The sequence below is a fragment of the Nocardia nova NBRC 15556 genome, from assembly GCF_001613005.1.
Lineage (GTDB): Bacteria > Actinomycetota > Actinomycetes > Mycobacteriales > Mycobacteriaceae > Nocardia > Nocardia nova.
In genome coordinates, this window is record NZ_BDBN01000007.1 from 186865 (window position 1) to 212502 (window position 25638).

General features: G+C 67.3%; 24 protein-coding genes and 1 pseudogene. 16 read left to right on the plus strand and 9 right to left on the minus strand.

Features of this window, described 5'->3' with window-relative positions; translation table 11 throughout:
- Positions 1 to 97: 97 nt before the first annotated feature.
- Positions 98 to 748 carry a TetR/AcrR family transcriptional regulator gene (locus NN2_RS04745; protein ID WP_156511210.1) on the minus strand — a complete coding sequence of 217 codons (651 nt, stop codon included), beginning with the start codon at positions 746 to 748 and terminating at the stop codon, positions 98 to 100.
- Between the two features lie 203 nt (positions 749 to 951).
- Between NN2_RS04745 and NN2_RS39175 the strand changes: the two genes are divergently transcribed.
- Complete coding sequence (locus NN2_RS39175) at positions 952 to 1026, plus strand: 50S ribosomal protein bL37 (RefSeq protein ID WP_369801531.1); 75 nt, start codon at positions 952 to 954, stop codon at positions 1024 to 1026.
- A gap of 105 nt (positions 1027 to 1131) precedes the next feature.
- Here the strand turns inward: NN2_RS39175 and rsrA are convergent, their stop codons facing one another.
- Both rsrA and NN2_RS04755 read right to left on the minus strand, forming a co-directional pair.
- Positions 1132 to 1398: a mycothiol system anti-sigma-R factor gene (gene rsrA, locus NN2_RS04750; RefSeq protein WP_030515050.1), complete on the minus strand. Its 267-nt coding sequence runs from the start codon at positions 1396 to 1398 to the stop codon at positions 1132 to 1134.
- Positions 1399 to 1442: 44 nt separating this feature from the next.
- The gene (locus tag NN2_RS04755) at positions 1443 to 2057 is read right to left on the minus strand and encodes a sigma-70 family RNA polymerase sigma factor (protein WP_036504644.1); all 615 of its coding nucleotides are present in this window, start codon (positions 2055 to 2057) and stop codon (positions 1443 to 1445) included.
- Between the two features lie 471 nt (positions 2058 to 2528).
- Here NN2_RS04755 and ybaK point away from each other — a divergent pair, with 471 nt between their 5' ends.
- The 4 genes and pseudogenes from ybaK to NN2_RS04775 all read left to right on the plus strand — a co-directional run bounded on the left by ybaK (position 2529) and on the right by NN2_RS04775 (position 5884).
- Complete coding sequence (gene ybaK, locus NN2_RS04760) at positions 2529 to 3026, plus strand: Cys-tRNA(Pro) deacylase (protein WP_082856737.1); 498 nt, start codon at positions 2529 to 2531, stop codon at positions 3024 to 3026.
- Positions 3027 to 3166: 140 nt separating this feature from the next.
- Positions 3167 to 3667 carry a MarR family winged helix-turn-helix transcriptional regulator gene (locus tag NN2_RS04765; protein WP_063010740.1) on the plus strand — a complete coding sequence of 167 codons (501 nt, stop codon included), beginning with the start codon at positions 3167 to 3169 and terminating at the stop codon, positions 3665 to 3667.
- Between the two features lie 77 nt (positions 3668 to 3744).
- Positions 3745 to 5438 (plus strand): annotated as a pseudogene (locus NN2_RS04770) (MDR family MFS transporter).
- 140 nt (positions 5439 to 5578) lie between these two features.
- Positions 5579 to 5884, plus strand: coding sequence for a hypothetical protein (locus tag NN2_RS04775; RefSeq protein WP_063010742.1), 306 nt, complete (start codon positions 5579 to 5581; stop codon positions 5882 to 5884).
- 28 nt (positions 5885 to 5912) lie between these two features.
- On the opposite strand, the gene NN2_RS04780 is transcribed toward NN2_RS04775, so the two are convergent.
- A complete protein-coding gene (locus NN2_RS04780; RefSeq protein WP_063010744.1) occupies positions 5913 to 6764 on the minus strand; it encodes an SOS response-associated peptidase in 852 nt (283 codons plus the stop codon).
- 146 nt (positions 6765 to 6910) lie between these two features.
- Here NN2_RS04780 and NN2_RS04785 point away from each other — a divergent pair, with 146 nt between their 5' ends.
- The 4 genes from NN2_RS04785 (at position 6911) to NN2_RS04800 (ending at position 11613) form a co-directional block, all read left to right on the plus strand.
- The gene (locus tag NN2_RS04785) at positions 6911 to 8446 is read left to right on the plus strand and encodes an aldehyde dehydrogenase family protein (protein WP_063010746.1); all 1536 of its coding nucleotides are present in this window, start codon (positions 6911 to 6913) and stop codon (positions 8444 to 8446) included.
- Between the two features lie 183 nt (positions 8447 to 8629).
- Positions 8630 to 9949 carry a 3-phosphoshikimate 1-carboxyvinyltransferase gene (gene aroA / locus NN2_RS04790; protein ID WP_063010748.1) on the plus strand — a complete coding sequence of 440 codons (1320 nt, stop codon included), beginning with the start codon at positions 8630 to 8632 and terminating at the stop codon, positions 9947 to 9949.
- Positions 9946 to 10947: a ribosome small subunit-dependent GTPase A gene (gene rsgA, locus NN2_RS04795; protein ID WP_063010750.1), complete on the plus strand. Its 1002-nt coding sequence runs from the start codon at positions 9946 to 9948 to the stop codon at positions 10945 to 10947. Before aroA ends, rsgA begins: the two co-directional genes overlap by 4 nt.
- 87 nt (positions 10948 to 11034) lie before the next feature.
- A complete protein-coding gene (locus NN2_RS04800) occupies positions 11035 to 11613 on the plus strand; it encodes a Uma2 family endonuclease (RefSeq protein ID WP_063010752.1) in 579 nt (192 codons plus the stop codon).
- Here NN2_RS04800 and NN2_RS04805 read toward each other — a convergent pair whose 3' ends face one another.
- Positions 11614 to 12300, minus strand: coding sequence for a winged helix-turn-helix transcriptional regulator (locus tag NN2_RS04805; protein ID WP_063010754.1), 687 nt, complete (start codon positions 12298 to 12300; stop codon positions 11614 to 11616).
- Positions 12301 to 12381: 81 nt separating this feature from the next.
- Between NN2_RS04805 and NN2_RS04810 the strand changes: the two genes are divergently transcribed.
- Positions 12382 to 13212 carry a class I SAM-dependent methyltransferase gene (locus NN2_RS04810; RefSeq protein WP_063010756.1) on the plus strand — a complete coding sequence of 277 codons (831 nt, stop codon included), beginning with the start codon at positions 12382 to 12384 and terminating at the stop codon, positions 13210 to 13212.
- Positions 13213 to 13289: 77 nt separating this feature from the next.
- Here the strand turns inward: NN2_RS04810 and NN2_RS04815 are convergent, their stop codons facing one another.
- Positions 13290 to 13805 carry a DUF4254 domain-containing protein gene (locus NN2_RS04815; protein ID WP_156511211.1) on the minus strand — a complete coding sequence of 172 codons (516 nt, stop codon included), beginning with the start codon at positions 13803 to 13805 and terminating at the stop codon, positions 13290 to 13292.
- 251 nt (positions 13806 to 14056) lie between these two features.
- Positions 14057 to 15001, minus strand: a complete 945-nt coding sequence (locus NN2_RS04820; RefSeq protein WP_245658556.1) for an NADP-dependent oxidoreductase — start codon at positions 14999 to 15001, stop codon at positions 14057 to 14059.
- A gap of 77 nt (positions 15002 to 15078) precedes the next feature.
- Between NN2_RS04820 and NN2_RS04825 the strand changes: the two genes are divergently transcribed.
- Positions 15079 to 15486, plus strand: a complete 408-nt coding sequence (locus tag NN2_RS04825; RefSeq protein WP_063010762.1) for a winged helix-turn-helix transcriptional regulator — start codon at positions 15079 to 15081, stop codon at positions 15484 to 15486.
- Between the two features lie 30 nt (positions 15487 to 15516).
- Here the strand turns inward: NN2_RS04825 and secA are convergent, their stop codons facing one another.
- Both secA and NN2_RS04835 read right to left on the minus strand, forming a co-directional pair.
- On the minus strand, positions 15517 to 18354 hold the full coding sequence (gene secA / locus NN2_RS04830; protein ID WP_063010764.1) for a preprotein translocase subunit SecA: 2838 nt from the start codon (positions 18352 to 18354) through the stop codon (positions 15517 to 15519).
- A gap of 252 nt (positions 18355 to 18606) precedes the next feature.
- A complete protein-coding gene (locus tag NN2_RS04835) occupies positions 18607 to 19167 on the minus strand; it encodes an Rv3235 family protein (RefSeq protein ID WP_156511212.1) in 561 nt (186 codons plus the stop codon).
- 171 nt (positions 19168 to 19338) lie between these two features.
- Between NN2_RS04835 and NN2_RS04840 the strand changes: the two genes are divergently transcribed.
- The 5 genes from NN2_RS04840 to NN2_RS04860 all read left to right on the plus strand — a co-directional run bounded on the left by NN2_RS04840 (position 19339) and on the right by NN2_RS04860 (position 25604).
- A complete protein-coding gene (locus NN2_RS04840) occupies positions 19339 to 20757 on the plus strand; it encodes a WS/DGAT/MGAT family O-acyltransferase (protein ID WP_063010768.1) in 1419 nt (472 codons plus the stop codon).
- The gene (locus NN2_RS04845) at positions 20744 to 21352 is read left to right on the plus strand and encodes a DUF6912 family protein (protein ID WP_393533227.1); all 609 of its coding nucleotides are present in this window, start codon (positions 20744 to 20746) and stop codon (positions 21350 to 21352) included. The genes NN2_RS04840 and NN2_RS04845 overlap by 14 nt, the downstream gene beginning before the upstream one ends.
- An 84-nt stretch (positions 21353 to 21436) precedes the next feature.
- The gene (locus tag NN2_RS04850) at positions 21437 to 22606 is read left to right on the plus strand and encodes a ferredoxin reductase (protein ID WP_063010796.1); all 1170 of its coding nucleotides are present in this window, start codon (positions 21437 to 21439) and stop codon (positions 22604 to 22606) included.
- Between the two features lie 244 nt (positions 22607 to 22850).
- On the plus strand, positions 22851 to 24251 hold the full coding sequence (locus NN2_RS04855; protein ID WP_063010770.1) for a fatty acid desaturase family protein: 1401 nt from the start codon (positions 22851 to 22853) through the stop codon (positions 24249 to 24251).
- A gap of 96 nt (positions 24252 to 24347) precedes the next feature.
- Entirely contained in the window at positions 24348 to 25604 is a 1257-nt protein-coding gene (locus tag NN2_RS04860) for a fatty acid desaturase family protein (RefSeq protein WP_063010772.1), read from the plus strand.
- Positions 25605 to 25638 lie beyond the last annotated feature (34 nt).

Consider the following 25638-nt stretch of genomic DNA (forward strand, 5'->3'; position numbering starts at 1 on the left):
GGCCGCGTTCGGCGGCCGGGCCGATGCGGTGGCAGCGGCGAAAGTCGAATCGGCCCAAGGCATCAGCGGCACCGGATAGTTGCCAGTGGTTCGCCCGCTATGCCGTGGCGTCCGGAACCGGGAACTGGCCGGGGTTGCGGGCCGAATGCTTCGGCGCCAATTGCACGCCGGCGAGTCCGGTCCAGCACAGACTGGCGGTCGTGGCGATGGCCTCGTGTTTGGGCAGGGGTTTGCCGGTGGCCACCCAGTCCCGCGCGCACGACTGAGCGATGGCGACCAGCTCGGCCGTGATCAGCCAGCCGTGCTCGGCGCGCGGTAGCGGATGCGGTGCCAGCGCCTGCGCGAGCGTGTCGATACAGATGGTGGCGGCCTGATGGGCGATGCGTTGCGCCGACGGTTCGTCGGCCACGGCGGCGCCGGCCAGCAGAGCCGCACTGCGTGGCCGGGTGTCGGCGAAGTCGAACACCGCTGCTACCGACGCCTCCACGATCGATCGCATGCCCTCGGCGGGTTCGAGTGCGGCGGTGAGCGTCTCCTCCAGTTCCTGCATCGCCTCGTGCAGAACGGCCAGATACAGTTCCAGCTTGCTCGAGAACGACTTGTACAGGACCGGCTTGCTGATCCCGGCCCGGCAGGCGATCTCCTCCATGCCCGCGGCCCGATACCCACACGCGGCGAACAAACCCCCCGCCGCGGCCAGGATCACCCGCCGACGCCGCTGCCTGGCCTGCGTCATCTGTCTGTCCACCTGGCACCTCCTCCGCTCACGGTACCGACGCCCGGGTCCGCCACAACCGCCGCCCGCACGATCGGCGGATTACCGCGTGCCGCATTCGGGTCGCTCACCGGCCGATTGCCGGGTGGGCGGCGGACGCATGTAACCTTTCCTCCCAGGAACTCGCACCTGAGGCGGGTTCACCCCAGCCTGGTGTGGTCAGAAGGGAGATACCGATGGGTAAGCGTGGGCGTAAGAAGCGCAGCCGCCGTAAGAATGCGGCCAACCACGGCAAGCGGCCCAACTCCTGAGCCGTTGCGCCGTGCGCCCCGGGACCGCCCAGCGGACTCGGTGCACTGCTGAAGACGACAATGCGGCACGCCATCACGGATGGCGTGCCGCATTCGCGTTTCCGGTCAGGACTCGCGTTCGACCCGGGTTTCGGTGACGGTGATCGACCGCCGGATGTCGAGAGTGAGCCGCTCGCGCAGCGATTCGGGGGCACGGTCCCCACCGCATTTGCGGCTCAGCAGGCGCTTGAGCTTCTCCTCCAGACCGTATGCCTCGATACACGGCGAGCAATGGTCCATGTGGTGCTGCAATCGCGCCCGCGTGGCATCGTCGCATTCACCGTCGAGAATCAGCCAGACGTCGGTGAGAACCGCCGAACAGTCCAGTTCCATCTCGTCCCCGGCGCCCCGATCCTCGTGCTCGTGCCCACTGGTGCTCACTGGGTTACCTCCTGACGCGCCCCGTTGCCCGTTCGGTTCCGGTCGAACCCCCGCTCGTGCGCGACATCGGCCAACAGCCCCTTGAGCTGTTTGCGCCCGCGGTGCAGCCGGGACATGACGGTGCCGATCGGAGTCCCCATGATGTCGGCAATCTCCTTGTAGGGGAAGCCCTCCACGTCGGCGTAGTACACCGCCATCCGGAATTCCTCCGGCAGCGACTGCAGTGCCGCCTTGATGTCGTCGTCGGGCAGCGCCTCCAGCGCCTCCATCTCCGCCGAGCGCAGACCGGTGGAGGTGTGCTCGGCCGTCGCGGCGAGCTGCCAGTCGGTGATCTCGTCGGTGGGGTACTGCGCGGGCTGGCGCTGCTTCTTGCGATACGAGTTGATGTAGGTGTTGGTCAGGATCCGATACAGCCAGGCCCGCAGGTTGGTGCCCTCCCGGAAGGACCGGAAACCCTGATAGGCCTTGGCGAAGGTCTCCTGCACCAGATCCTCGGCGTCGGCCGGGTTGCGGGTCATCCGCAGGGCCGCACCGTAGAGCTGATCCAGCAGCGGCAGCGCGTCCCGCTCGAAGCGCCGCGCGAGTTCGGCCTCGTCGGCCGTGGAACGCACGGTCGAATCGTCGTCGCTGTCCGCGTCCTCGGCGTCGCGAGCGTCGGAATCCTCGGACGTGAGGTCGTCGTCCACCGGGTCGTCGGGGATCTCGATATCCTCCGGTCGGGAACCGCCCGCGGTGTCACCGCGGGGGCGATCGGCCGCCAGTTCGTCGTCGCTCGTCACGGAAGTCCCTTCGGTCGCCGTAGCATCTGAATCTACCGCGCGCGAGGGTCGCCGATCGAACCCGGTGTCCGGGATCATGATGTCGATCAGCGGGTACGACAGCGAGTCGCCGGTCGTTACCGGGCGTTCGTCGACGAGGACGGTCACCGGCATCTCCTTCGAACTTTTCCGATCTCGAGCGGCTGCGAAGGCAGCTGCGCTGTGCTGGCGGAACAGTGCAACATGCGGGGCCTCCACTGTGTTCCCACGGCCGCGTCACACCCGGCGAAACGCGATTGCCGGGGATGAACCGGCGCCGCTAGGGTGGCCGGCATGGCCGCATCGACACCCGCGATCCGGGCGCTGACCCAGGCGAAGGTGCCCCATGCGGTGCATTCCTATCCCCACGATCCGCGCAACGATTCCTACGGCGACGAGGCCGTCACCGCCCTGTCGGAGCGGGTGGGTGTGACGGCCGCGCAGATCTTCAAGACGCTGATCATCGAACTGTCGACCGGCACCCCCGCGGTCGCGGTGCTTCCGGTTCCGCACTCGCTGGCGTTGAAGGCGGCGGCCGCGGCTCTGGGCGCGCCCAAGGCGGCCATGGCCGACAAGGCGAAGGCCCAGCGCGTCACCGGTTACGTGCTGGGCGGCGTGTCGCCGCTGGGGCAGAAGCGCGCACTCCCCACCGTGGTGGACGAATCCGCCCTGAGCTGGGATCGCATCCTCGTGAGCGCCGGGAAGCGCGGCCTCGAGATCGAACTCGCGCCCGCGGAGTTGATCCGGTTGACCGGCGCGGTCACAGCGCCTGTCATCGCCTGATTTCTCGCATTCGCCGAGATCCGACCACCCTCATCGGAAATATTTGTGTGTAACAACTAGTTGGTGTATACAAATAGTTGATTGATGCAAGTAGTTTTCGGCCCGGTATGCGGCCGATCGGGTGGAAACGGAGGTCCGACATGGACAGCGAGCAGGTGATCGATCAGATCGCCCAGCAGCTGATTCGCCTGGGGCGGATCCGGGAGCGGACCAACGCCCAGGTGGCAGCGGCATCGCACGGCGACATCGATCTCTCGGCCTACCGCATCATCTTCCGCCTGCTCTGCGACGGCCCGATGCGCTCCGGCGCGCTGGCCGAGGCGATGTACTCCGACGCGTCCACGATCAGCCGCCAGGTGGCGGCCTTGGTCAAGCGCGGCCTGTTGCGCCGCGAGGCCGATCCCAGCGACGGCCGCGCCAGCGTCCTGATCGTCACCGACGCCGGCAAGGAAATGGCCGCCCACCTGCGCGTGCGGCGCAACGAGATGATCGGGCGCATCCTGACCGACTGGAACGACCCCGACCGCGAGCTGTTCGCGGTCCTGCTGCACCGCTTCGTCGACGACTACGAAGCCGCGCGACCGGCGATACTCACCCTCCCCTCCCCCACGGAAGGCCCTGCGACGGAGAAGAATTCGTGACGACAACCACCACCCCGGCCGCGGCCGGCACCGCACCGAACGCCGCGGGTTTCACCCACCGGCAGGTGCTGGTGATCATGAGCGGCCTGATCCTCGGCATGCTGCTGGCCTCCCTGGACCAGACCACATCGTGTCCACGGCCATCCGCACCATTTCCGATGATCTCAGCGGCTATTCGCTGCAGGCGTGGGTCACCACCGCCTATCTCATCACCGCGACCCTCAGCACGCCGCTGTACGGGAAGCTGTCGGATATGTTCGGGCGCAAGCCCTTCTATCTGGCGGCGATCGCCATCTTCGTCGCCGGGTCGCTGCTGTGCACCATGGCCCAGTCGATGTACGAGCTGGCCGCCTTCCGCGCATTTCAGGGACTGGGCGCGGGCGGGCTGATGTCGCTGGCGCTGACCATCATGGGAGATATCGTCTCGCCGCGGGAGCGCGCCCGCTATCAGGGCTACTTCCTGGCCGTCTTCGGCACCTCGAGTGTCGTGGGGCCCGTGCTGGGCGGCCTGTTCGCAGGTCAGCCGGCCATTCTCGGCATCGACGGCTGGCGCTGGGTGTTCCTGGTGAACGTGCCGATCGGACTGCTCGCCTTCGCCGTGGTCACCAAGGTCCTGCAGTTGCCGCGCCGCCCGCATCCCGGGGTGCGGATCGACTGGTGGGGTGTGCTGATGCTCGCGGTGGGCATCGTTCCGCTGCTGGTGGTGGCCGAGCAGGGCCGGGAATGGGGCTGGGGCAGTCCGAATGCCATCGCCTGCTATCTGATCGGCGCGGCCGGCGTACTGGGCTTCATCGCGGTCGAGGCGAAACTCGGCGATCTGGCGCTGATTCCGCTGCGGATGTTCAAGAATTCGACGTTCGCCCTGGGCGTGGTCATCTCGTTCGTGGTGGGCGCCGGCATGTTCGGCGGGATCTCTTTGCTGCCGCAGTATCTGCAGGTGGTGCGCGGATCGAGTCCGACCGTCGCCGGCCTGCAGATGCTGCCCATGGTGCTCGGCATGATGACGGCCTCGGTGATCGCGGGCCAGACCATCTCCCGCACCGGCCGCTATCGCGTCTTCCCGCTGATCGGCGCCGGCCTGCTGACGCTCGGGCTGTTCCTGCTGCATCTGATCGGCGCCGACAGCCCGCTGTGGCTGGTGATGATCTTCATGGCGATCGCCGGACTCGGCCTCGGCAACCTCATGCAGCCGCTCACGCTGGCCTTGCAGAATGCCCTGCCGCCGAAGGATATGGGCGTGTCCACGGCCGCGGCCACCTTCTTCCGGCAGATCGGCGGCACCTTGGGCGTGGCGGTCTTCCTGTCCATTCTGTTCGCGCAGCTGACACCGCATATCAGCGACGAATTGCACAGCGCGGCAACACAACCCGCTTATCAGCAGGCGGTGATCGCCGGTGCGCACAGCGGCAATCCCGCCGATGCGGCGCTGTCGAAAGGTTTGCTGTCCCATGATGTCTCGGCGGCCGGACAGGTGATGAGCGACAGTTCGGTGATCCAGCAGTTGAATCCGACGCTGGCCCGCCCGTTCCAGGTCGGCTTCGCCGATTCGATGGACACCGTATTCCTCGCTGTCACCGCCATCGCCGGGATCGCGCTGTTGCTGGTGGTGTTCTGGAAGGAGGTGCCGCTGCGCACCGCGGGCGGATTACAGGCCAGTGCGGAGTCGACCGGGGTAGCCGAGGCCGCCGGAACCGTTGCGGCCCAGGCCCCAGCCGAGTCCGACGCCCAACCGCCGGCGACCCGCGCCGCGGAGGCACCGGCCCGGACCTGAGCCTCGGACACGCGGGCAGGACACGCAGTACTACGGGTGCGATTCACAGGAATCACCGGAATCGCACCCGCATCTGTGCGTTACTTGTCGGGCAGTTCGTTCTCCCCCCGATTCGTTCCGAACCGAGGATGTGATGCGAAATGACCCACCGTCCGCGCGTACGTAGCCTGCTCACCGCCACGGCAGCCGCCGCATTGCTCGCCCTGGGATCCGGTCTGCTCACCGCCGCACCCGCCGGCGCCGCGCCGAGTGTGCCGACCCCCGTCCACAATCCGGACTATCCCCTCGGCGGCGACGCCGAGCATCCGGGCGCGCCGGAGAAGGATCCCCGGGCGGAGAAGGCCGAGAAACTGGGCGGCAACACCACGACCGAACTCATCGAGTTGGGCGCGACCATCCTGAAATGCGGACTGAACATCGTGGCGCCGACCGTGAAATGTGAATAGCGGCAAGAAAACAGGCGCCGGGCCGGGTTCAGATCAGGCTGATCTGCCCGGCCTGTTCGCTGCCCGCACCCGGTACCGGCTCCAGCAGCTGCGGACCGTTGTTGCGCACCGAATTCACCAGCGGCGAGACCGGACGCGCGACGATGGACGAAATCACCTGCGCCTCAGGGGTTTCCAGTAATTCGTGTGGCGCCGGATGGTCGGGGTCGAGCCAGGCGTCCCAGTGTTCGCGCGGCATCATCAGCGGCATCCGATCGTGGATGCGGGTCAGATCGCCCACCGCGTCGGTGGTGAGGATCGTGCAGGACAGCAGCGGGGCCATATCCCGCTGCGCCGGATCCCGCCACACCGACCACAGGCCGGCCATGTACAGCCGGCGCCCCTCGGCATCCGACATGTAATACGGCTGCTTCACGGCCTTGCCGGAGCCGGTGGGGTGCGGTTCGGTGAGCCATTCGTACCAGCCGTCCATCGGAACCAGACAGCGACGCTTCTTCACCGAATCCCGGAACGAGGGCGCCGTGGCGGCGCGGTCGGCCCGGGCATTGAACAGCGGCTTGCCCTTGGCCGGAACTCCCGGTTCGGCGGCCTTCGTCCAGACCGGGATCAGCCCCCAGCGCATGCGGCGAATCCGCAGCGCCGGGTCGTCGTCGGGGTGGTTGTGGTCGTGACGGCGAACGACGGTGAGGATCTGATTCGTCGGGGCGACGTTGTAGTTGGCGCCGTTTCCGGATTTGCCGCCGGCACTCTTGTCACCAGCACCGGGCACCGATTTTCCTGCGGCGGCGTCACTCGGCGCACCGTCCGCGGTCTCGTCGAGGGCGTCGAGTTCGACCGCCAGCCTGGCGGGATTCGCCGTGGTCGCATATCTGCCGCACATATCTCCATGCTGCCATCCGGGACCGACAGAATCCGTAGGCTCGGCCATACCCGCACAACGAGACGAATCCAACTGAAGGCGATTGACATCACATCGCGAATGTGAGAACTTTTTGCCACCACTCTCTCATTAGGGGTCGCCGAACCATGTCCACCACCGAGTCCACCGCCGCCACCGCGTCGGCACAGGCAGCCGAATCCGCTCGGCCCACCGAGCTCTCCTCTCTCAATCCGGCCACGGGCGAGGTCATCGCCACCCACCCCATCGCCGACGACGATGCGGTGCGGGCGGCCGTCGCCAAGGCCCGCGCGGCCGCCGCGACCTGGGGCGGCCTCAGCTTCGCCGATCGCAAGCGGGCGCTACTGCGCTGGTCCAGCCGCCTCGTCGCCCGTGCCGACGAATTCTGCGATCTGATCCATGCCGAGAACGGCAAGCCGCGCGACGACGCATACCTGGAATTGATGCTGGCCCTCGAACACATCGCCTGGGCCGCCAAGAACGCCGAGAAGGTTCTCAAACCGAAGAAGGTGTCGCCCGGCGCCCTGATGTCGAATTTCGCGGCGTCGATCGAGCAGCGGCCGCTGGGTGTGGTCGGCGTGATCGGCCCGTGGAATTACCCCGTCTACACCCCCAACGGCTCGCTGGCCTACGCGCTGGCCGCCGGCAACACCGTGGTGTTCAAGCCGAGTGAATACTCCACCGCCATCGGCAATTTCGTCGGCCAGGCCTTCGTGGACGCCAACCCCGACCTGCCCGAGGGCGTGTTCGTCACGATCAACGGATTCGGCGCGACCGGCGCCGCGCTGGTGCGCGCGGGAGTCGACAAGATCGCCTTCACCGGCTCCACCGCGACCGGTAAGAAGATCATGGCCGCCGCGGCCGAAACGCTGACTCCGGTGCTGCTGGAATGCGGCGGTAAGGATGCGGTGATCGTCGCCGCGGACGCCGATATCGCCGCCGCGGCCGACGCCGTCGCCTACGGCGCGACCATGAACAGCGGCCAGACCTGCGCCGGCGTGGAACGCGTCTACGTCGACAAGTCGATTCGCGAGCCGTTCGTGGCCGAGGTGAAGAAGATCCTGTCGGACGTGCACGCCGGCTCCGACGCCAAGGCTTCCTACGGCCCGATGACCATGCCGTCGCAGGTCGACATCGTGCGCCGGCACATCGAATCGGCGCTGGCCAACGGCGGCACCGCGGTGCTGGGCGGCCCGGATTCGGTGCACGCGCCGTATATCGAGCCCGTGGTTCTGGTCGACGTGGACGAGAACTCGGATGCCGTGTGCGAAGAGACCTTCGGCCCGACCGTCACCATCCGCACCGTCGACACCATCGACGAGGCGGTCGACCTCGCGAACAACTCGAAGTACGGCCTGGGATCGGCGGTGTACTCGCGCAAGCACGGCCTCGAGATCGCCCGCCGGCTGCGCGCCGGAGCCACCTCGGTCAACTCGGTGCTCGGCTTCGCCGCCATCGCGTCGCTGCCCTTCGGCGGCGTCGGCGATTCCGGTATCGGCCGCATCCACGGTGCGCCCGGTCTGCTGGAGTTCACCAGCCCGCATTCGATCGCGGTGCAGCGCTTCGCGATTCCGGGTATGGCGCTGATGAGCTACAAGCGCACCGAGAGCACCATGAAGCTGCTGCGCAAGGTGGTTCCGCTGCTGCACGGACGCCACAAGTAGTCCGAATACGCACTGCCTCTCCCTCGGGCCCGCACCCAACGGTGCGGGCCCGATCGCATGGTCAGATCAGGCGCGGCAACCGGCGCGTTCCCGGATGAGGCGGCAATTGTCCGAATCCAGCAAATAAACGAGCATACGTCGGAGATCACAAAACCGCGCTCCCTGCACACGGGTTCAGCTCTCATGCGCGAAGATGGTCCGGTGAGTTTCTGGCCCGCGCCCCACATCGACCATGCCGTGCACGCGACCGTCACCCTGCCCGGGTCCAAATCGATCACCAACCGGGCATTGATTCTCGCCGCGCTCGCGGACCGCCCCTCGACGATCACCGGCGCCCTGCGCAGCCGGGACACCGAGCTGATGATCGCGGGCTTACGCGCGATGGGCACCGAAATCACCGGTGACGGCGACACCCTCGCCGTCACCCCGCCGACGCACCTGCACAACGCCACCGTCGATTGCGGACTGGCGGGCACCGTGATGCGGTTCCTGCCGCCGGTGGCCGCGCTGGCGCACGGCGATGTCGCGTTCTTCGGCGACGAGCAGGCGCAGCTGCGTCCGCTGCACACGATCCTCGACGCGCTGCGCAGTCTCGGCGTCGACATCGACGGCAACACCCTGCCGTTCGTCGTGCACGGCGCCGGGACGCTGCGCGGCGGGCGGGTCACCATCGACGCCTCCGGTTCCTCGCAGTTCGTCTCCGGGCTGCTGTTGTCGGCGGCGCGTTTCGACACCGGGATCACCGTGCACCACGAGGGCGCGCCACTGCCGTCCATGCCGCATATCGAGATGACGGTGCAGATGCTGCGGCAGGCCGGGGTCCGGGTGGAGGCACCCGCCGATCCGCGCAAGGAACAGGTCTGGACCATCGAACCCGGGCCGATCCACGCCGTCGACTGGGATGTCGAGCCGGATCTGTCCAACGCCACGCCGTTCCTGGCCGCGGCGGCGGTCACCGGCGGCGAGGTGACCATTCCGCACTGGCCGCAGCTGACCACACAGGCCGGTGACGTGATCCGCGAGATCCTGGTCCGGATGGGCGCCGAGGCGCGCCGTTACGACGGCAAACTCACCGTGCGCGGTCCGCAGTCCCTAGCCGGCATCGATATCGACCTGCACGACGTGGGCGAGCTGACGCCGACCGTCGCCGCGCTCGCCGCGCTGGCCGACTCCCCGTCGCGGCTGCGCGGCATCGCCCATCTGCGCGGACACGAAACCGATCGGCTGGCCGCGCTGACCACCGAGATCAACCGCCTCGGCGGCAACGTCACCGAAACCGAGGACGGGCTGAGCATCGAGCCGACCCCGCTGCAGGGCGGCCAGTGGCATTCCTACGCCGATCACCGAATGGCCACGGCGGGCGCGATTCTGGGCCTGCGCGTGCCCGGTGTGAGCATCGAGGACATCGGCACCACCGCCAAGACGCTGCCCGAATTCGTCACCCTGTGGGAATCGATGCTGGCGGGCGCCGGCGCCTTATCTGGTGAGGGAGCGGCCCACTGAGGCGGCGGGAGTACGACGAATCCGATGTCCGGGTCCGCCCGGGCAGGGGTTCGCGTCCCCGCACCAAGACCCGGCCGGAACATCGAGATGCGGTGTCGGCCATGGTGGTTTCGGTCGATCGGGGACGCTGGGGATGCGTGCTCGGCGACGATCCGGATCGCCGCGTGGTCGCGATGCGGGCGCGGGAACTGGGCCGCACCCCGATCGTGGTCGGCGATCAGGTGGATGTGGTCGGCGACCTGTCCGGCCGGCCCGATACGCTGGCGCGGATCGTGCGCGTCGCCGATCGCCGAACGGTGTTGCGCCGCACCGCCGATGACACCGACCCTTTCGAACGCATCGTGGTGTCGAACGCCGAACAGCTGTTCATCGTCGTGGCGCTGGCCGATCCGCCGCCTCGCACCGGCTTCGTCGAACGCGCCATGGTGGCCGCGTATGCCGGTGGGCTGCAACCGATTCTGTGCCTGACCAAACACGATCTGGCCGCCGATTCCGAATTCGCCGCCGAATTCGCCGATCTGGATCTGACCATCGTCTACGGCGGGCGTGACGATCCCCTGGAACCCGTTCGCGACCTCCTGCGGGATTCGCTGACCTGTCTGCTCGGCCACTCCGGCGTCGGCAAGTCGACGCTGGTGAATCGCCTTGTCCCCGAAGCGGAACGAGCCGTGGGCACGGTCTCCGGCGTCGGCAAGGGCCGCCACACCTCCACTCAGTCGGTGGCCCTGCCGCTGGAAGGCGGCGGCTGGGTCATCGACACCCCCGGCATCCGCTCCTTCGGCCTCGCCCACATCTCCCCCGACGACGTGATCGCCGCCTTCCCCGACCTGTCCGAGGCCATCGAGGACTGCCCCCGCGGCTGCACCCACCTCGGCCCACCCGCCGACCCGGAATGCGCGCTGGACGAACTGCCGGGCAAGGAGCGGCGGGTGGCGGCGATCCGGCTGTTGCTGACAGCGCTGAATTCCAACGATCCCTGGGTGGTCGGCGGCAGCTGAGCCCTCTGGGTCTGCAGGCGCGGGCAGGTGGCGCAGGAATGCGATACTTGGCATTGCACGAGACGTCCCGACGAGGAGGGAGGGCTGATGAGCGCGGAGCCGCTGCCTGCCTGGGTCGTCCCGCCGACCGGCGGTTATACCGCCGATGACCTGGACAAGCTGCCCGACCTCCCCCCGCACACCGAGCTGATCGACGGGAGTCTCGTCTTCGTGAGCCCGCAGATGAGATTCCATGCGCTGGTGATCGATCTGCTCGTGTCCGCGCTGCGATCGTCAGCGCCATCGGCCCTTCGGGTTCGAAGGGAAATGACGGTGACATTGGGCCCTCGGCAACGCCCGGAGCCAGACCTTATCGTCGTCCACGAATCGGCGGATCGTGGGGCTGACCAGACCACCTATCAGCCCGAGGATGTCGTCCTGGCGGTCGAAGTCGTTTCGCCGGATTCGATTGTGCGCGACCGCGAACGCAAACCGCAGTTGTATGCGCGCGCCGGGATTCCCCATTTTTGGCGTGTGGAAAACGACAACGGTCGCGCGGTGGTCTACATCTACGAACTGGACCCGGCCACCGGCCAATACACTCCCACCGGCATCCACCACGACCGGCTCGCACTGTCGGTGCCGTTCGAGCTGGACATCGACCTTACCGAGTATCAGCGGATGTGATCAGTCGGCGTGTTCCGGGCGCGGAGTCGCTGCCAGGCTCGCCTGCCCGATCCACTGCGGTACCTGCCGCCGAATCGACGCCGGGCCCACGATCTCGGTGGTTTCCTCCCGCAGCGCCGCTGCCCAGCTCCGGTCGCCGCGCCAGATCTCGGTGAGCTGCCGCAGCGTGCTGCGCACGGTTGCCGCGACCTCGAAACCGGGGTCGTAGTCGCAGACCGCCGCCGTCCCGCGCTCGACCACGAGCCACCAGTGCGCCTCCTTGCCGGGCACATCGGTGAACTCGACCTCCAGGACCGTGCGCTCCTCGGGCCACGCCCGGACCGGAATCGTGCGACGGATGTCCCACAGCAACAGGTGCGGATCCAGATCTCTGTCGCCGAGATCGCCGATCCAGCGCACCCCCCACGTCCCGAGCGCCTGGACGACGGTCGACAGTTCACGTCCGGCCTCGGTCAGGAGGTAGGCGGCCCGTCCGTCCGTACCGATCTCGCGACGCAGCACCCCCGACCGCTCCAGCGAGCGCAGACGCCGCGACAGCAGGGCGGGCGACATTTTCGGGTTGCCCCGCCGCAACTCGTTGAAATGCGTACTACCCAACAGTAATTCGCGGACGACCAGCAATGTCCATCGTTCGTCGAGGACATCCATTGCCTTGGCGATCGGGCAGAACTCCCCATAGCCGGACACACAACCAGTAGACCACTCGGCGCGCGCCGGGTACAGATGTTGAACTGGCCGGGGCCGCCCCGGCCGCCGGATGCTTGCGGTATGACAGCTATCCCTCACACCCAGCAACCATCCCCCGACATCACCGAACGCACCCACGCCCTCTGGGCTCTCGGCGACTACCCTCGCGTCGCGGACACCGTGATACCCGGCCTGGGCCGGCGCCTGGTCCGAGCCTGCGATATTCGTCCCGGCCTGCGCGTGCTCGACATCGCCGCCGGAGCGGGAAATGCGGCCATTCCGGCGGCCGAAGCCGGCGCGGACGTCGTCGCCAGTGACCTGACGCCGGAAATGTTCGAGGCCGGCAGGGCCGCGGCGGCCGCTCGCGGTGTCCATCTCACCTGGGAGGCCGCCGACGCCCAGGCGCTGCCGTACGCCGACGGCCGATTCGATGTCGCCATGTCCTGTGTGGGCATCATGTTCGCCCCGTCGCATCGGGCGGCCGCCGGCGAACTGCTCCGAGTGACCGCGCCGAATGCGACGATCGGGCTGATCAACTGGACGCCGGAAGGATTCATCGGCGAAATGTTCTCCATCGCCAAGCAGTTCGCACCGCCACCGCCGCCCGGAGCGCAATCGCCGCTGCTCTGGGGCACCGCCGACCATCTCCGGGACCTGTTCGGCGACCACGTCACCGATCTGCGGATACAGCGCGAATTCGCGACGGTGGAGTGTTTCGCCGACGGTGACCGGTTCCGCGACTTCTTCAAGGCCAACTACGGTCCCACGGTCGCTGTCTACCGGTCCCTGGCGGGCGACCCGGACCGCATCGCCGAGCTGGACCGCGCCCTCGCCGACCTGGCCGCTCGCCACGATCTCGGCGGCGGGCGGATGCGCTGGGAGTACCTCCTGGTCACCGGCCGGCGGGCGTGATCACCGGTCCGTGTCGCCGCGCGGCCGGATATTCGACGAAGCCGCCCGGTTGTGTGCGATCCGGCCGGCGTCTACGTCTACGCCGACGTCGGCAGCCGGCGCTCGCCGTGCGTGATCGCCGCGATCAGATCGTCGTAGCCGTTGACCAGTTCGGCCACCCGGAACCACGCAGCGTGCACGGCCAGATCGTCGGTGGCGGTCTCCAGCAGGTGCGCGGCACGGGCGTACGCCGCCATGAGCCGATCGATCACCGAACCGACGGTTTCGGTATGGATCGCGGTGCCGTGCCGATGCTGCGGGACGTGGGCTTCGATCCATCGATCGATCGCGCGCACGGTCTCGCGGCGCGACGCCTCGGCCGCGCGGCGATAGTCGGCATCGTGCGATTGGGCGGCACCGGTGTGCAGTTCCGCGAGGTGCCGCGCGAGCGGGTCCAGGTGATGTGCGGCGGGCCGCGAATCACGCACCGTTCGCAGCAGCATCTCGGCGGTGGGAAGATCCCCGACAACGTCGGCGCCGCCGCGCTCGAGCACCAGCAACGGCGACACCGTCGCCACCCGGGTGCCCTCGGGCCCCGGAACCTCACCGGTCATCGCGAGCACCGCCCCCGCGCTCGGAGGGGGATACCGCACCGGAGGCAGCCATCGCGGCCGTCTCGGTGACGCGGTGCGGCGAGAATTGCGACTTCGAGCACATCGGCAGCTCCTGGTCGGTCGTGTCGGCCCTCGACGAAGCCGACCGTATGCCCCGGATTAGCCGTTCGCCCCCCTGCTCGTTCCCGCTGTTGAGAAGTCACAGCCCTGATCGCCGCAGCGTGCTGACGGAGCACATAACCAGTGGTTGACTACGGCGTCAGCACCAGCCGCCCGCGCAATCCACCGGCAAACAACCGCTCATGCGCTTCGGCCGCGCGTTCGAGCGGAAGGACATCGGCGACCCGCAAGCCCAGGCCGAGCGCCGCGAGTTCGCCGAGCGCGGTTCCGTCCGCCCGGATCCACTCCTGGTGAATTCTCATGCCGCGCAAGGGAAGAGGGGGCTGTCCGCCGGCCACCCCGGCGTAGGCGCCACCGTTGCGGACGGCGGCCGTCGCGCGAACCCCCAGACCCGCGCCGTCCAGTGCGCCGTCGACACCGGCCGGAACCAGCGCCCGTATCTCCCCGGCGAGGTCGGCGCTCGCGCGAGACACGGTCCATTCGGCGCCGAGTCCGCGAACGAACGCCGCATCCTCATCGGCGACCTGCGCGACCACCCGCAGTCCGGCACGAACGCCCAGTTCGACCGCGAAGCCGCCCACCGCTCCGGCCGCGCCCGTCACCAGCAGGGTGTCACCGGCGCGAAGGTCGAGCAGCGCGAGCGCCTGGTGTGCGGTCAGCGCATTCAGCGGCAGGGTGGCCGCTTCCGTCGCATCCACACCCGACGGTGCCGGTGCGACCGCATCGGTATCGAGCACCAGATACTCGGCATACGCACCCAGCGACCGGTCGAGCAGATCACGTAATCCGACAACGCGTTGTCCCGCCGCGAATGTCGTCACCTCCGGCCCGACGCGGTCGACGATTCCCGCGGCGTCCCAGCCGATTCCGATGATTTCGCGCGGCGCCATCAGTCCCGCCTCGATCAGGGCGCCGCTGCGGGTCGCGATATCCACCGGATTGACCGCCGCCGCCTCCACCCGGATCCGCACCTGGCGCGGCCCGGGTTCGGGAATCGCCACCCGCACCACCTCGAGTGCCTCCGGGCCGCCCACGCGGCGAACGACCACTGCCCGCATGCTGTTTCTAGAAGTCATGCTGCTCAACTTATGGAGAGCTACTCTCCATAAGGAAGTACGCACTCGAAGGTGCGTATCCCACTCCGAGGAGAGCCGTGGCCACCCGAACCGCCGCCCAACGCCGCGCCCAGGCCGGCGTCGAATACGACGCGTACCTGGCGCAATGTCCCGCACGCCAACTACTCGACCGCATCGCCGACAAATGGGTGAGCCTGGCTGTCAATGCCCTCGCCGACGGCCCCCAGCGCTACAGCGACCTGCAACGCCGCCTCGCCAGCATCAGCCAGAAGATGCTCACCCAAACCCTGCGCAACCTCGAACGCGACGGCCTGGTCTGCCGCACCGTCACTCCCGCGGTCCCGGTTCGCGTCGACTACGAACTCACCCCACTCGGCCGCTCACTGCTACCGGTGATGCGCGCGGTCAAAGACTGGGCCGAGGAGAACATGGACCACGTCCACGCCGCCCGCGAACACTACGACCAGCAGACCGAAACCGCGTAGCGGCTTCTCGCCGGGTATCGTTCGCCGAAATTACCGGCGGCGCTTGGACTTCGGGGGCTTGGACTGCTTGGACCGGTCACGTTCCGCTTCGCGACGCTCGCGGCGGGTCATGCCGGTCGAGGGGGTGTCGCCGTATTCCTGAGCGGCACTGCGGACTTCGGCGTGGCCGCCCTCGTCCGGACCGGAGAAGCTGAGGCCGCGCGGGCCGGATTCGTCGATTCCCTTGGCGCGCAGAGCCGCCGGGGCGTTCTCGGCGGCGCCGTTGCCCTGGGGTACTGCCGGGGCGGGGTGGGTGGCGCCCACCGGGGAACGCAGGCCGGCACCGACCGCGGGCTGCGGTTCGGGAGCCTGCTGAACCTCCACCTGGAGGTTGAACAGGAAGCCGACCGACTCCTCCTTCAGGCCCTCGAGCATGGCGGCGAACATGTCGAAACCCTCGCGCTGGTATTCGACGAGCGGATCGCGCTGCGCCATCGCGCGCAGGCCGATGCCCTCCTTGAGGTAGTCCATCTCGTAGAGGTGTTCACGCCACTTGCGGTCCAGGACCGACAGCAGCACCTGGCGCTCCAGGTTGCGCATACTGCCCGCGCCGGCCAGATCGTCGATCTCCTTCTCACGCCGCGCGTAGGCGTCGTGCGCGTCGTCGAGAATGGCGTCGAGCAGCTCCTCGCGGCTCAGTTCGCCGATCTCACCGTCTTCGGTCTCACCGGTCAGATCCTGGTATTCGATGCCCACCGGGTACAGCGTCTTGAGGGCAGTCCACAGCTTGGCCAGATCCCAGTCCTCGACGTAGCCCTCGGCGGTGGCGCCGTTGACGTAGGCGGTGATCACGTCGGTGATCATCGACTGAACCTGGCCCTCCATATCCTCGCCGGCCAGGATGCGCTGGCGCTCGGCGTAGATGACGGTGCGCTGCTGGTTCATCACCTCGTCGTACTTCAGAACGTTCTTGCGGATTTCGAAGTTCTGCTGTTCGACCTGGGTCTGGGCGCTCTTGATCGCCCGCGAGACCATCTTGGCTTCGATCGGCACGTCGTCGGGCAGGTTGAGCCGGGTCATGATCGACTCCAGGGCCGCACCGTTGAAGCGCCGCATCAGCTCGTCGCCGAGCGAGAGGTAGAAGCGCGACTCGCCCGGGTCGCCCTGGCGGCCGGCACGACCGCGCAGCTGGTTGTCGATACGTCGCGACTCGTGCCGCTCGGTGCCCAGCACGTAGAGGCCGCCGGCGTCGCGCACCAGATCGGCGTCGTCTTCGACCTGCCGCTTGACCTGCTCCAGCGCGGGCAGCCAGTTGGCCTCGTAGTCGTCCGGCGTCTCGACCGGATCCAGGCCCTGCCGGCGCAGCAGCGTATCGGTGATGATGTCGGGGTTACCGCCGAGCACGATGTCGGTACCACGGCCGGCCATATTCGTCGCCACGGTGACCGCGCCCGGGCGGCCGGCCTCGGCGATGATCTGCGCTTCCTGTTCGTGGAACTTCGCGTTCAGCACGTTGTGCGGGATGCCGCGCTTGGTGAGCAGCTTCGACAGGTACTCCGACCGCTCCACCGAGGTGGTACCGATCAGCACCGGCTGGTTCTGCTCGTGCCGCTCGGCGATGTCGTCGGCGACCGCGGCGAATTTCGATTCCTCGGTCTTGTAGATCAGGTCCGCCTGATCCATGCGGATCATGGGCTTGTTGGTGGGGATCGGCACGACACCGAGGCCGTAGGTCTGGTGGAGCTCGGCCGCCTCGGTTTCGGCGGTACCGGTCATACCGGACAATTTGTCGTACAGACGGAAATAGTTCTGCAACGTGATGGTGGCCAGCGTCTGATTTTCCGGCTGGATCTCCACGCCCTCTTTGGCCTCGATGGCCTGGTGCATGCCCTCGTTGTAGCGACGGCCGACCAGAATGCGGCCGGTGAATTCGTCGACGATGATGACCTCGCCGTTGCGGACGATGTAATCCTTGTCGCGAACGTAGAGTTCCTTCGCCTTGATCGCGTTGTTCAGATAGCTGACCAGCGGCGAGTTGGCGGCCTCGTACAGATTGTCGATACCGAGCTGATCCTCGACGAATTCGACACCGGCCTCGTGCACGCCGATGGTGCGCTTCTTGATGTCGACCTCGTAGTGCACATCCTTCTTCAAAAGCGGTGCAATACGGGCGAATTCGGCATACCACTTACTCGACGCGTCGGCCGGGCCGGAAATGATCAGCGGCGTCCGGGCCTCGTCGATCAGAATCGAGTCGACCTCGTCGACCACGGCGAAGTTGTGCCCGCGCTGGACCAGATCGTCCAGCGAATGGGTCATGTTGTCGCGCAGATAATCGAAGCCGAATTCGTTGTTCGTGCCGTAGGTGATATCGGCGCCGTAGGCCGCACGCCGCTCGGCGGGGCTCATCCCGGACAGGATCGCGCCGACCTGCAGGCCGAGGAAACGGTGCACGCGGCCCATCCACTCGGAGTCACGGCGGGCCAGGTAGTCGTTGGTGGTGACGATGTGGACGCCGTCGCCGCTGATCGCGTTGAGATAGGCGGGCAGCACCGAGGTGAGTGTCTTACCTTCACCGGTTTTCATCTCGGCGACATTGCCGATGTGCAGGGCCGCGCCACCCATCACCTGCACCTTGTAATGCTTCTGATTCAGCACGCGCCAGGAGGCCTCGCGCGCGGTGGCGAAAGCCTCGAGCAGCAACTCGTCCAGAGATTCGCCGTCGATGTAGCGCTGTTTAAATTCGTCGGTCTTGGCCCGCAGTTCCGCGTCGGTGAGATCGGCGTACTCGTCTTCCAGACTGAGAACTTCGTCGGCCAGATGCGCGAGCCGCTTGACGGTGCGACCCTCACCAAAACGTAGCAACCTCGTCAGTGTCAGCGCAGGCACGGGTCTCGTCAGTCCTCTGGTCGATGTTGTCGTCTTGCAGTGCTACATCTTCGGCACACCGCACTACTCGCGGCATACCGAAGCCCCCGCCACATCGTATGGGCGAAATCCCCGGCGCGCGGATAAGCGGCATCGTCCATGGTAATGCGGCCTCCATCGTAGGCGCCGCCGCGTCGGAACATCCACGGACAGCCGCGGCCCATCGGGGCCCGGCAGTGATCGATCACACTTCGGCACGACACACGCCCGCGATCACCGCATGCGCAAGGCACTCATCCGCCAACGCCCGCGGCGCAGCACCAGCCGCGCGGCGACGGCGAAACGGCGCTGCCCCCGCTCGTATCCGCCGCACACCTCCGCAGCACTCGCGGTGACCTCGGCGAGCTTCACGGTGACGAGCACCGCCGTACCGAGGCGGCGCTCCGCGGCGGCGGTGCGGGCGAGCGTTTCGACGGCGGCCAGCACGGTCGGCTCCACCACCGGACGCAACTGCCCGAGCGGACGCCGCCCGTCGATGACCTCGAGCACCAGGCGCAGCGACCGCTCCGCGAACTGCGCTGCGGCCGTACCGATTTCGTCCCCGCCGCATATGTCGGGCGACACCGGCACACCCGCGCCGGACCCCGGCGAGCGGCCGTCGTGCGCGGACCGGCGCGGGGTCCGCAGTCGCGGCACGACGTGCGCGGCCGCCCCCCGATCGAGCGACTTTCCCGCAGTCGCGCCACCGGAACTCCTCGGATCCAACGGCGGTTCGAATACCGGCGCGCGGCGGGCGCGACGGGTGTATACCGGGCTTGCAGAAGACTCGAGCATTCGACACTCCCCCTGGTCGGCATGCTTGGGCACGGATCGAACCAGCATGCCATGCGCGGCGTCGACGACGGCGGAATTCCGACGCCGACGCGACAAGTCCCACACAGTCACGCGCGCAAGGTTTGTGTCACTCCACAATGGAGAGCGGCAACGGAGAGGAGCTCGGACAGCGTGATCACGAGACTGACGCCGCAGGACGCGTCGTTCTTCCGGCTCGAGTCGAGCAGCAATCCCATGCACATCGGCTCTCTCGCGATCGTGCGCGTCGCCCCCGAGGACCCCGGCGACGGATCTCCGTGCGTGGACTACCAGACGCTGCTGGACCTGGTCGACAGCCGGTTGTCGATGGTGCCCCGCTACCGCCGCAAGGTCCGTGAGGTCCCGTTCAAGGTGGGGCGCCCGGTCTGGGTCGAGGACAGCCGCTTCGACCTCACCTATCACGTGCGGCGATCGGCGCTGCCGGCTCCGGGCTCCGACGAGCAGCTCTACGAACTGGTCGGGCGGCTGTCGTCGCGACCGCTCGACCCGAGCCGGCCGCTGTGGGAGATGTATCTGATCGAAGGCCTGTCCGAGGACCGCTGCGCGATCTTCACCAAAACCCATTCGGCGCTGGTGGATGGTGAGACCGCGCTCGAGATCGGCCACGTCATCCTGGACTCGGGGCCCTCGCCGCGGGTGGTCGCACCCGATACCTGGGTGGCCCACCGTGAACCCGGCGACATGGAACTGCTGGGCATGTCACTGGCCGAAATAGCGACCCAGCCCGCGACGGCATGGGAAGTCGTCCGCGATGCCGGAGCCAACGCGTCGGCGGTGGTGGCGGCCGCGGGTAAGGCGGTCGACGCCGCGGTCGACCGGGTGCGCGCGGCCGGGCGGACGGCGCCCGACAGCCCCTTCAACACTTCGATCTCGCGGTGCCGCCGGTTCGACATCGCACGGACCGACCTCGAGGACTATCGCCGCATTCGAAGACACTTCGGCTGCTCCATCAACGACGCCATCCTGGCCGTGGTGACCGGCGCGCTGCGGATATTCCTGCAATCGCGCGGTGAGGTGCTGGTCGGATCGGCGGTGCTGCGCGCGGTGGTACCGATGTCGGTCTACGTCGACGGGTCACCCGACGACGTGAGCCCGGCCAGCGAGGTCTCCTCGTTCCTGATCGATCTGCCGGTGGGAGAGCAGAATCCGGTGATGCGGCTGTCGCACATCTCGCATGCCACGGCCGAGAATGCCCGGCATCGGCGCGCCGTGCGGGCGCGCACCCTGGTTCACATGGCCGGCTTCGCCCCGGCCAGCCTGCACGCGATGAGCGTGCGGGCGGCGAGTACGTTCGCAGAACACACATTCAACTTGGTGATCACCAACGCCCCGGGTCCGCAGCGGCCGATGTATATCGGCGGCGCACGGATGCTGGAGATGTATCCGGTATCGCCGTTGCTGCGCAATCAGGCGTCGAGCATCGGAATCACGTCCTACGACGGACGTGTGTTCTACGGTCTCAATGCCGACCGCGAGGCGATGGCCGATATCGCCGTACTGGCGGCGGCGGTGCGCGAATCCATGGAGGAGATGCTCGGTGCCTGCGTCTGATCAGGGCAAGCTACGCGTCTATGTCCCGGCCACCATCGCCATGCTCCGAGAGCTGGTGGCGCAGCGCGAAATTCGCGCGGTGAACGACACCGCCTTCGCGGTCACCCCCGCGTTGCGCGAGGCCTACGCCTCCGGCGACGACGAGGAACTGGCCGAGGTGGCGATGGGTGAGGCGGCGCGCGCATCGCTGCGGCTGCTCGCCGAGGAACGCGAATCCGCCCTGCTGCACGCCGACGACGGCGATGCCGAACCGGAGGACGGAACAGATCCGGACGCCGCCGAAGACACCGGATCGTCGTATTCGGCCCCCGTCTACCGCCGTGCCGTGATCGCCGCCGATGTGACGGGCACGACCCTGCGCCCGGATCTCGACGATGCGGTGGTCCGGCTGTCCGGGCCGATCACCTACAAGCGCATCGCCTCGGTGCACGTCGATCTGGCCGAGGCCGAACCTCAGGTCGCGAAGGCCGTCGACGTCGTCGACGCGGCCGACCTGGGCGATCCGGACGCGGAATTCGTGCTGGGCGACGCGGAGGATCACCAGCTGGCTTGGTACGCGGCACAGGAGTTGCCGTTCCTGCTCGACCTCCTCTGATCCGCCCGCTAACCTACGATGCCGTAACCTTGGCTCGAAGGGTGCGCCGCAGGCGCGTGATCACAGGAAATGAGCATTCGCACGATGGTGTCGAAATCGGTACAAGGCCTGCGGGCATGGCTCGAGGCCCCGGTCGCCGACGCGAAGATGGCCGGGCGGACGCGCCTGGACGCGCTGCGCGGCGCGGCGGCCCGCATCACCACCCCGCTGCTGCCCGATGACTATCTGCATCTGGTGAATCCGCTGTGGTCGGCGCGGGAACTGCGCGGACGGATCATCGAGGTCCGCAAGGAGACCGCCGATTCGGTGACCCTGGTGATCAAGCCGGGCTGGGGTTTCGATTTCACCTTCACCCCCGGTCAGTACATCGGCATCGGTGTCCTGGTCGAGGGGCGCTGGCACTGGCGGTCGTATTCGCTGACCTGCCCGCCGGACTGGACCCATCGCGACAACCGCGCCGAACGAGTGATCTCGATCGCGGTGAAGGCGATGCCGGAGGGCTTCCTGTCCAGCCACCTGGTCAACGGCGTGCCGCAGGGCACGGTGGTTCGCCTGGCCGCGCCGCAGGGCGGGTTCGTCCTGCCGGAGCCCCCGCCGGCGAAGGTGTTGTTCATCACCGCCGGCAGCGGCATCACCCCGGTGATGGCGATGCTGCGGACCATGGACCGCCGCGCCGCCGACCGCACCGACGGCGACGCGATGGACGACATCGTGCACATCCACTCCGCCCGGACCGCCGAGGACGTCATGTTCGGCGCGGAACTGCGGGCGCTGCACGACAAGCATCCCGGCTTCACCGCGCATATCCACCTCACCGGCGAGCAGGGCAAATTCGATCTGGCCGATCTCGACAGCCGGTTCCCGGACTGGCGCGAGCGCGAGACCTGGGCCTGCGGTCCGGCCGGTCTGCTCAACGATGTCGAGAAGCATTGGGCCGCAGCGGGTATCAGCGACAAGCTGCATGTCGAGCGGTTCGAGGTGGAACGTTCGGCGGTCGGCGAGGGCGGCACGGTCACCTTCGCCCGCACCGATCGCAGCGCCGAGGCCGACGGCGCCACCAGCCTGCTCGAGGCCGGTGAGGCCGCGGGCGTGCAGATGCCGTTCGGCTGCCGGATGGGTATCTGCCAGACCTGCGTGGTCACCCTGACCGACGGACATGTGCGCGATCTGCGCAACGGCGCCGAACACCAGGCCGGGGAGAAAATCCAGACCTGCATCTCGGCCGCGGCCGGCGACTGCACCCTGGACGTGTGAGTCGCGTTCCGGTGGTGTTCACCCGTTCGCCCCGCGGCGGCGCGAGCGATCACCACCGGTTACCGATACTCTGAAGAGGACAAGACCGAGACCTCCCACCGAAGCGCAGCGGAGCCCATGCCGCCGAAGCGCGGGGGAGGCAGTCCATCGAAGCGCAGCGGAGGCAATCCGATACCGGCCCGCCGACGTGATGCAGAGGCATTCATTCGACACCGCCGGAGCGAAGCGGAGGCATTGCAGGACCGTGGCCATCACCGACATCAAGGCGTATTCGCATCTGACGGCTGCCGATATCGACACATTGGGGCAGGAACTCGACACCATCCGCCGCACGGTCGAGCAATCGCTGGGTGAGCGCGACGCCGCCTACATCCGGCGCACCATCCGCGCCCAGCGCACGCTCGAGGCCGCCGGCCGCGCGGTCCTGTTCGCCGGACGCAACAAATGGGCCTGGGTCGCGGGCACCGCGATGTTGTCGGTGGCCAAGATCATCGAGAATATGGAGCTCGGGCACAACGTCAGCCACGGGCAATGGGACTGGATGAACGACCCGGAGATCCACTCCACCAGCTGGGAGTGGGATATGACCGGCACCTCCGGGCAGTGGAAACGGGCGCACAACTTCTCGCACCACACCTACACCAACATCGTCGGCATGGACGACGACGTGGGCTTCGGCATCCTGCGCATGACCCGCGACGAAGAGTGGAAGCCGATCAATCTCGCTCAGCCGGTGGCGAATCTGATCCTGGCCGCGCTCTTCGAGTGGGGTATCGCCCTGCACGATCTGAAGATCGAGAAACAGCAGACCGGAGTTCCGCGCAGCGACCTGCTGTCCGAACCCAACCGGCAGTTCCTGCGCAAGGCCGGCCGCCAGGTCGCCAAGGACTTCGTGGTCTTTCCGCTGCTGAGCGGTCCGGGCTGGAAGGCGACGCTGAAGGCCAACGCGACGGCCAACCTGATCCGCAATCTGTGGGCGTACGCGGTGATCTTCTGCGGGCATTTCCCGGACGGCGCCGAGAAATTCACCCAGGAGCAGTTCGCGGACGAAACCCGGGCGGAATGGTATCTGCGGCAGATGCTGGGCAGTGCCAACTTCCAGGCCGGCCCGGCGATGGCCTTCATGAGCGGCAATCTGTGCTATCAGATCGAGCATCACCTCTTTCCGGACATTCCGAGCAATCGGTATCCGGAGATCGCCGAACAGGTCCGCCAACTCTGCGACAAATACGACCTGCCGTACACCACGGGATCGCTGGGCAAACAATATGCCCTGGCGTTCCGCACGATTCACAAACTGGCGCTGCCCGACCGATTCCTGCGCCGGACCGCGGACGACGCCCCGGAGACGTCGTCGGAACGCAAATTCTCGCTGCTGACCCGCCCGTTGACGGCCGGTACCGAAGAGCCGCTGTCCGGCGTCGACCCGCTCACCGGAAGGCGGCAGGGATTGCGGTCGGCAATGGTGGAAGCCAAGGCCGCACTGCGCGAGAAGGCACGGCAGGAAAAGGAGGCGCTGCGCGAAGCCAAGCTCGCTCTGCAGGAGAAGGCTCGGGCCGAGAAGCAGATACTCCGGCGCCGCGGACTGCGGGGACGAGCGACCGTTCGCGTCCGGTTGCGGCAACAGCGAAGGCGACTAACCTAAGCCATATCGGTCACGATCACAATGCGGTATACGCCACAGTTGTAATCCGATCCGGAGACAACCTACGGGACCGTAACCTACGGTAGTGTAACCAGCATGGCGATCTCGGATGTCAAGGAATACGCCCACCTCACTCCAGAGGATGTAGAAGCGATCGGCGCGGAGCTGGATGCGATCCGTCGCGAAATCGAGGCCTCCCGAGGCGAGAACGACGCCCGCTACATCCGTAACGTGATCCGTTTGCAGCGCGCCCTGGAAATCGGGGGTCGCGCCACGCTGTTCGCCAGTTTCCTGCCGCCGGCCTGGCTGGCCGGCACGGCGATGTTGTCGGCCGCCAAGATCATCGAGAACATGGAGATCGGCCACAACGTCATGCACGGCCAGTGGGACTGGATGAACGATCCGGAAATCCACTCCTCCAACTGGGAGTGGGACAACGCCGGACCGTCGGAACACTGGAAGATCACGCACAACTACCTGCACCACAAGTACACCAACGTGCTGGGTATGGATGACGACATCGGCTACGGCCTGCTGCGCGTGACGCGCGATCAGCGGTGGACGCCGTTCTATCTCGGACAGCCGGTCTACAACCTGCTGCTGCAGATGTTCTTCGAATACGGCGTGGCCATCCAGCATTTGGAGCTGGGCAAGGTCGCGAAGAAGAAGTGGCCGGCCGATTCTCCGGAACGCCGGCAATTCGAGCAGGACCGCAAGGTCGTGCTGAAGAAGGTCGGCAAGCAGGCGGCCAAGGATTATGTGATCTTCCCGCTGCTGACCGGACCGGCCTTCCTGTCCACGCTGACGGCCAATATCACCGCCAATATCGTCCGCAATGTGTGGACCAACGCGGTGATCTTCTGCGGCCACTTCCCCGACGGTGCGGAGAAGTTCACCAAGGGCGATGTGGACAACGAAACGCAGGGCGAGTGGTACCTGCGCCAGATGCTGGGCAGCGCCAATATCACCGGCGGCGCGGTCATGCATTTCATGACCGGCAACCTCTCCCATCAGATCGAGCACCACCTGTTCCCGGACCTGCCGAGCAACCGGCTGCGGGCCATCTCGGTGCGCGTGCGGGAATTGTGCGACAAATACGACCTGCCCTACACCAGCGGCTCGCTGCCGGTGCAGTACGCGAAATCGTGGCGCACCATCATCAAGCTGTCGCTGCCCAACAAATATCTGCGCCGTGGCACCGACGACGCTCCCGAGACCAAGTCCGAGCGCGCATTCGGTGGCATCGGCACGGTCGACCCGGTGACCGGGCGCCGGCGCGGATTGCGCACCGCGCTGAAGGAAGGCAAGCGCCGGGTGGCGGAACGCCGGCAGACGGTCGGCTCGGCCGCCTAGCGATCACCGAACAGAAGGGGCTCTCCGGATTCGA